Origin of the sequence: Spirillospora sp. NPDC049652 (genome assembly GCF_040675125.1) — a bacterium.
GTDB lineage: Bacteria > Actinomycetota > Actinomycetes > Streptosporangiales > Streptosporangiaceae > Spirillospora.
In genome coordinates this window covers 1-5,669 of sequence record NZ_JBFAOF010000437.1, presented here as the reverse complement: position 1 = coordinate 5,669, position 5,669 = coordinate 1, and the positions used below count along the sequence as shown (strand labels likewise).

The 5,669-nt window shown below is 72.0% G+C and carries 8 protein-coding genes; 3 read left to right on the top strand and 5 right to left on the bottom strand.

The window, feature by feature from the left end:
* Positions 1-369: 369 nt before the first annotated feature.
* From AB0J52_RS24480 to AB0J52_RS24470, 3 genes are all read right to left on the bottom strand, one after another.
* Entirely contained in the window at positions 370-714 is a 345-nt protein-coding gene (locus AB0J52_RS24480) for an RNA polymerase-binding protein RbpA (RefSeq protein ID WP_378239955.1), read from the bottom strand.
* Between the two features lie 130 nt (positions 715-844).
* Positions 845-1,459 (bottom strand): ATP-dependent Clp protease proteolytic subunit, encoded by a 615-nt coding sequence (locus AB0J52_RS24475; RefSeq protein WP_500184450.1) that lies wholly within the window; start codon positions 1,457-1,459, stop codon positions 845-847.
* Positions 1,456-2,091 carry a ClpP family protease gene (locus tag AB0J52_RS24470; RefSeq protein WP_500184447.1) on the bottom strand — a complete coding sequence of 212 codons (636 nt, stop codon included), beginning with the start codon at positions 2,089-2,091 and terminating at the stop codon, positions 1,456-1,458. The genes AB0J52_RS24475 and AB0J52_RS24470 overlap by 4 nt, the downstream gene beginning before the upstream one ends.
* A gap of 108 nt (positions 2,092-2,199) precedes the next feature.
* Between AB0J52_RS24470 and AB0J52_RS24465 the strand changes: the two genes are divergently transcribed.
* On the top strand, positions 2,200-2,493 hold the full coding sequence (locus AB0J52_RS24465; RefSeq protein ID WP_500184446.1) for a type II toxin-antitoxin system Phd/YefM family antitoxin: 294 nt from the start codon (positions 2,200-2,202) through the stop codon (positions 2,491-2,493).
* Positions 2,494-2,566: 73 nt separating this feature from the next.
* Positions 2,567-3,220, top strand: coding sequence for a class I SAM-dependent methyltransferase (locus AB0J52_RS24460; RefSeq protein ID WP_500184445.1), 654 nt, complete (start codon positions 2,567-2,569; stop codon positions 3,218-3,220).
* Positions 3,221-3,271: 51 nt separating this feature from the next.
* Here the strand turns inward: AB0J52_RS24460 and AB0J52_RS24455 are convergent, their stop codons facing one another.
* Positions 3,272-4,039 (bottom strand): TetR/AcrR family transcriptional regulator, encoded by a 768-nt coding sequence (locus AB0J52_RS24455; protein ID WP_500184444.1) that lies wholly within the window; start codon positions 4,037-4,039, stop codon positions 3,272-3,274.
* Positions 4,040-4,236: 197 nt separating this feature from the next.
* Here AB0J52_RS24455 and AB0J52_RS24450 point away from each other — a divergent pair, with 197 nt between their 5' ends.
* Positions 4,237-4,986, top strand: a complete 750-nt coding sequence (locus AB0J52_RS24450; RefSeq protein WP_500184443.1) for an SDR family oxidoreductase — start codon at positions 4,237-4,239, stop codon at positions 4,984-4,986.
* Between the two features lie 131 nt (positions 4,987-5,117).
* Here the strand turns inward: AB0J52_RS24450 and AB0J52_RS24445 are convergent.
* Positions 5,118-5,669 (bottom strand): zinc-binding dehydrogenase (locus AB0J52_RS24445; RefSeq protein WP_500184442.1); only part of this gene is annotated, 552 nt, incomplete at its 5' end.

The window sequence follows — 5,669 nt, the reverse complement described above, 5'->3', positions numbered from 1 at the left end:
CAGGGCGAGGTCATCTACGACGACGACCGCCCCTGAAGCCACCGCGCCGCAACCGCCGCCGCCCGCCTAGATCGATTCTCCCGCCCGATGACGCCGGCCCCGACTCCCGAGGTCGGCGTCGCCGCGTTAGCGGTCAGGACGGCCTTTCGCGACGCGTCACGGCCACCCTGGACCCCCAGACGAGACCGGGCAGCAGGAACCGGCCGGGAAACCGGCAAGGGGGCGGCCGGGAACGACAGCCGGAACGCCGTACGGGAGGGCCAGGGCGGGGGAGCGCCGTAGCGCCTGCCGGGCAGACGAAAACCGCCGGGCCGCCCCCGTCGGTGATACGGGGGCGGCCCGGCGGTCACAGGGCGGAAACCGGTGCTCTCAGGCGGAACGGCGCCGACCGGAACGCAGGATCTCCAGACGTTCGGCCAGCACCTCCTCCAGATCCTCCAGCGTCCGCCGTTCCATCAGCATGTCCCAGTGGGTACGCGGCGGCTTGCCCTTCTTGGCTTGGGGCAGCTCGCCGTCCACCCGCAGGGCGGTAGCGCCGCAGCTGCGGCACTCCCAGGTCATGGGCACCTCTGCCTCGGCTGCGAGCGTCACGGTGAACCGGTGCCCCTTGCCGCAGGTGTAGTCGACCTCCTGACGTGGGGCCAGATCGGTGTTGCGATCGTTCTCGTAGCTCGTCGCTCCGAGTCGGGTGCCGCGAAGTGCGCGCTCCGCCATCGTCACGTGCCTCCCAGACGGCTTGCGGTCTTGTCCAGACCAACGCTGAGTACCCCCGCAAGATTCCCGGTGGGGACACGATCCAACCCTGGTACTTTTGCGTGTTCGCCACCCGGCCGTGACGGGCCGTTCACCGCCGCCGGGGCGTCAGGACGTGATCGATCAGCCCGTACTCGCGGGCCTCCTCGGCGGTGAAGAACCGGGCGCGGTCCAGGTCGCGGCGGACGGTCGCGGTGTCGCGGCCGGTCGCCTCCGCCACGATCCGCTCGGTCTGGTCCCGCAGCCGCAGGATCTCCGCCGCCTGGATCTCCAGGTCGCTGGAGGACCCCCGGGACACGTCGACGGCCGGCTCCTGCAGCAGGATCCGCGCGCCCGGCAGCGCCTGCCGCCTTCCGGGCTCCCCGCCCGCCAGCAGGATCGCCGCGGCCGACACCGCCTGCCCGACGCAGGTCGTCTCGACCGGCGGCCGGACGTACTGCATCGTGTCGTGGATCGCCAGCATGGCCGTCAGGGACCCGCCGGGGGAGTTGACGTACAGGTTGATCGGCCGCTCGGGGTCCATCCCCTCCAGCGCCAGCAGCTGCGCGGTGACGTCGTTGGCGCAGGTGTCGTCCACCGGCGAGCCGAGGAACACCACCCGCTCCTCGAACAGCTTGTTGTAGGGGTTGCTCTCCTTCACCCCGTAGGAGGTCCGCTCGACGAAGGACGGCATGACGTAGCGCGCCTCGGCGCGCGGCCGCGTCACGAGCCCACCCGCTCGGTGGAGTCGACGACGTGGTCGACGAACCCGTACTCGCGGGCCTGCTCGGCGGTGAACCAGCGGTCCCGGTCGCCGTCGGCGACGACCCGCTCCAGCGGCTGCCCGGTGTGGTGGGCGATCCGCTCGAACAGGGTCCGCTTGAGGTACACCGACTGCTCGGCCTGGATCTTGATGTCGGAGGCGGTGCCGCCGATCCCGCCGTGCGGCTGGTGCATCATGACCCGCGCGTGCCGCAGCGCGAACCGCTTGCCGGGCGCGCCGGCGCACAGCAGCATCTGGCCCATGGAGGCGGCCATCCCGAGCGCGACGGTCGACACGTCGTTCGGGACGAACTGCATCATGTCGTAGATCGCCATGCCGGCGTCCACGACGCCGCCGGGGGAGTTGACGTACAGGGTGATGTCGCGCCGGCCGTCCTGCGCGGCGAGCAGCAGCAGCTGCGCGCAGACCCGGTTGGCGGTCTGGTCGTCGATCTCCTCGCCCAGGAACACGATCCGCTGTCCGAGCAGCCGCTGGGACAGCGCCTCGTTCCCCAGTGCGGCCTCCGGCGCCGCCACCGACGCCCGGGACCTCCCGAGGAACGTCTCGGCCCGTCCGGAACCCTCGCCGATCATCATCGCGCCTCCTCAACTAGGTAGTCTGTATGGAATGTACATTTTGATGAGTCTGGCGGAGAAGGGGGAGCGGGAGGTGTTCGCTATAGGATGAACGGCGTGGAGATACCGGTGACCGAAGCGCGGAAGGTCCTGGCGGACCTGATCAACCGCGTCGTCTACGCCGGGGAGGAGGTCGTCCTCACCCGGCACGGCAAGACGGTGGCCGCGCTGGTGTCGCCCGAGGAGCTGGAGGTCCTGCGCATGCTGCGCGCGGGCCGCCTGGACCTGACCCAGATCGGCCCGGCGCCCTCCGACCAGCCGACGTCCGACCCCCAGCGCCGCGAGGCGCCGCTACGCATCGCCGCCCACCTGCGCCCGCCCGGCCCGCCGCCCGGCTCCCGCCCCCCGGGCTTCGGCCGCTGACCCCGCCTCCGTCCTCCCGTGCCGGCGTCCGCTGTGTAATGACTTGCTTATGGCGGTTGCCTAGGGTGGGGGGATGGCGCATTCCTCCGACGACTCGGCGTCCGCGGCGCGGGCCTTCGACGCCCTCGGCGTGCGGTACGAGCACGCCTACGGCCACCTGCCCGAACAGCACGCCGCGCTCGACTGGCTGACCGCGCGGCTGCCCGCCGGGGCCCGGGTGCTGGACATCGGCAGCGGCACCGGCCGCCCCGCGGCGGAACGGCTGGTGGAGGCGGGGTTCCAGGTCACCGGCATCGACGTGTCGGCGACCATGGTCGAGATCGCCTCCCGGCAGGTCCCGGGGGCCGTCTTCCGCCAGGTCGACGCCCGCGACTTCGCGACCGAGCCGGGCTCCTGGGACGCGGTCTGCGCCTTCTTCCCCTTCCTGCAGATGCCCCGTGCCGAGCTGGACGCCGTCCTGGCGCGCGTCGCGACCTGGATCGCGCCCGGCGGCCACCTGGTGCTGGCGACCGTCCCGGCGGACGTGGAGGATCTTGAGATCACCTGGATGGGGCAGCGGGTGCGCGCCACCAGCTATCCCACCGAGGTGTACCTGGAGCGCCTCGCCGCCGCGGGCCTGACCGTCCTGCACGCGCAGGTCAGCCGGTTCGTCCCCGACTTCCCCGGCATGGGACCGGAGGAGCAGCTCTTCTGCTACGCCCAACGCCCCGCCGGGGACCGGCGGTGAAGTGAGGGCCCGTGTGGCCCGGGGCGTGCTGCCCGAAGAACGCCGCCGCCCTCATGCTCCAGGTGGACGGAGCGAGGGGATGAGCGCGGCGATGGCGTCGAGGATGCGATCGAGGCCATGCCGGAAGCGTTCCTCGGGGGCGAGACGGGTGGTGCGGGAGTCGAGTAGCGATCGGTTGAACATGGGGAAAGCGCCGGATTCGACGATCTGCTGGACATACGGGCCCATGTAGTCCCGCTTCCAGCGTGCGGGCTCCAGTCCCGAGCGGCGGGCCTCCTCCAGCCAGCCGATCTCACGGCGGACCGCGCTGTGGACGTAGTCGTTCACCATGCCGACGAAGCCGGCGATGTCGTCGATGTCGAGCCCGGTGCCGTCGAAGGCGCCGAGCGCGAACTCATGCACGCGCAGGAGGTTGGGGCCCAGGGTGGGCCGCCCGGTGAGCAGCGCGATCAGCCAGGGGTGGCGTAGACCGGCGGCGCGGATCTGCGAGGCCAGGAGCGTCAGGTCGCCGCGCCAGTCACCGGACGGGCGGTCGGGGAGGTCGATCTCGCCCACCGCCAGGTCGATCATGAGGTCGAACAGGTCGTCGCGCCGGGGCACGTAGCGGTAGAGCGACATGGCGCCGGTGCCCAGCTCGCCGGCGATCCGCCGCATGGTCGCGGCGTCCAGTCCCTCGGCGTCGGCGATCCGGACGGCCGCCCGGGTGACCTGCTCGCGGCTGTACCCGGGGCGCCGTCCCGGGCCGGAGCGCTCGTGCCCCTCCGGCCGCATCCAGATGCTGATCGCCGCCTCGTCGGCCATGCCCATCCCCTCCCTCATTTGCGTACAGGGTACCTGAATGGCTACTGTCCTTTCGCGTACGTGGTACGTGAATTGATCGGAGCGAGGCGGCCGCTACACCCGGCCCCCTGATGTCGCGGCCTCGGCGGCCGAGACCGTGCCGGACCCGGCGGGCCGGTGGGCGCGTTCTGTGCCGAGCCCCTCCCTCCACCCGCATGAGGCAGAAAGGCATGATCATGACGAGACTCACCGGCAGGACGGCCCTGGTCACCGGCGCGAGCCGGGGCATCGGCCGTGCGATCGCCACCCGGCTGGCCCGGGAGGGGGCCCGGGTGGCCGTGCACTACGGCGGGAACCATGCCGCCGCCAAGGAAACGGTCGCAGCCATCGAGGCGTCCGGGGGACGGGCCTTCGCCGTCCAGGCCGAGCTGGGCGCGCCCGGCGACGCCGAAGCCCTGTGGGCCGCATTCGACGCGCACGCCGACGGGCTGGACGTGCTGGTCAACAACGCGGGCATCCTCGGCGGCCAGAGTGAGATCGACGGCGTCACCCGGGAAGGCCTTGAGCGCCTGTTCGCGGTCAACACCACCGCACCGTTCCTCATCACCCAGCAGGCCCTGCCCCGCCTGCGCGACGGCGGGCGGATCATCACCGTGGGCACCATGCTGACCCGCGGGGCGGCCATGCCCCGGGCGATCGACTACGCCATGTCCAAAGCCCCGCTCGACGTCATGACCGTCGCGCTGGCCAAGCAACTCGGGCCACGCGGCATCACGGTCAACCTCGTGGCCCCCGGTGTCATCGACACCGACATGCACGAAGGGCGCCTGGTCGGCGAGGCCCTGGCCTGGCTGTCGTCCCAGACACCCCTCGGCCGGCTGGGCACGCCGCAGGATGTCGCCGACACCGTCGCGTTCCTGGCCTCCGACGATGGCCGCTATGTCACCGGACACCGGCTCGACGTCTCAGGCGGGACGACCATGTGAGCCCACGACACCGAACGGCCGGCGTTCTGGGGCTTGGTGGTGCCGCTGCTGGACGGCCCGGCGATGAGTGGTGATGCGATCCCGTCGGGTGGCCGGAGGGGGGCACCTCCGGCCACCCGACGGGAGGTGGCTCAAGCGCGGGGGTCGAGGAACACCCTTCCGAGAGGACGGTCCTCGATGACGCGCCGTTGGGCCTCGGCGGCCTGCTCCAGCGGATAGACCCGGTCTATCGCGGGCCGCAGGGTGTGCGCGGCGAGATGCTCCAGCAGGGTGCGGTAGGTGTCGGCGATCTCCTGCTGGGAGAAGGCGGTGAACAGGAAGCCCTCCATCCGCGCGGTCTTCCAGATGAGGTCGGTGACGTCGATGGCGGCCTTCGTGCCGGCGGTGTAGCCGATGCTGACCAGGACTCCTCCGCGCCGGAGCGTGCCGAGCGCCGGGCCGGTGAGGTCGCCGCCGAGGCTGTCGAGGACGACGTCCACCCCCGCGCCGCCGGTCAACCGGGCGACTCCGTCACTGAGCGTCTCCCGCTCCAGGTCGATGATCGCAAGGTCGCCGGCCGGTGGGACGGCGGCGAGGCGGTCGGCGCCGCGGGCGGTGACGTCGGCGGTGCGCAGGTCGATCTCGCCCGCGACCGACACGACCGTGGTCGTGCCGTGCACGGCGGCGAGCTCGGCGCGCACCTG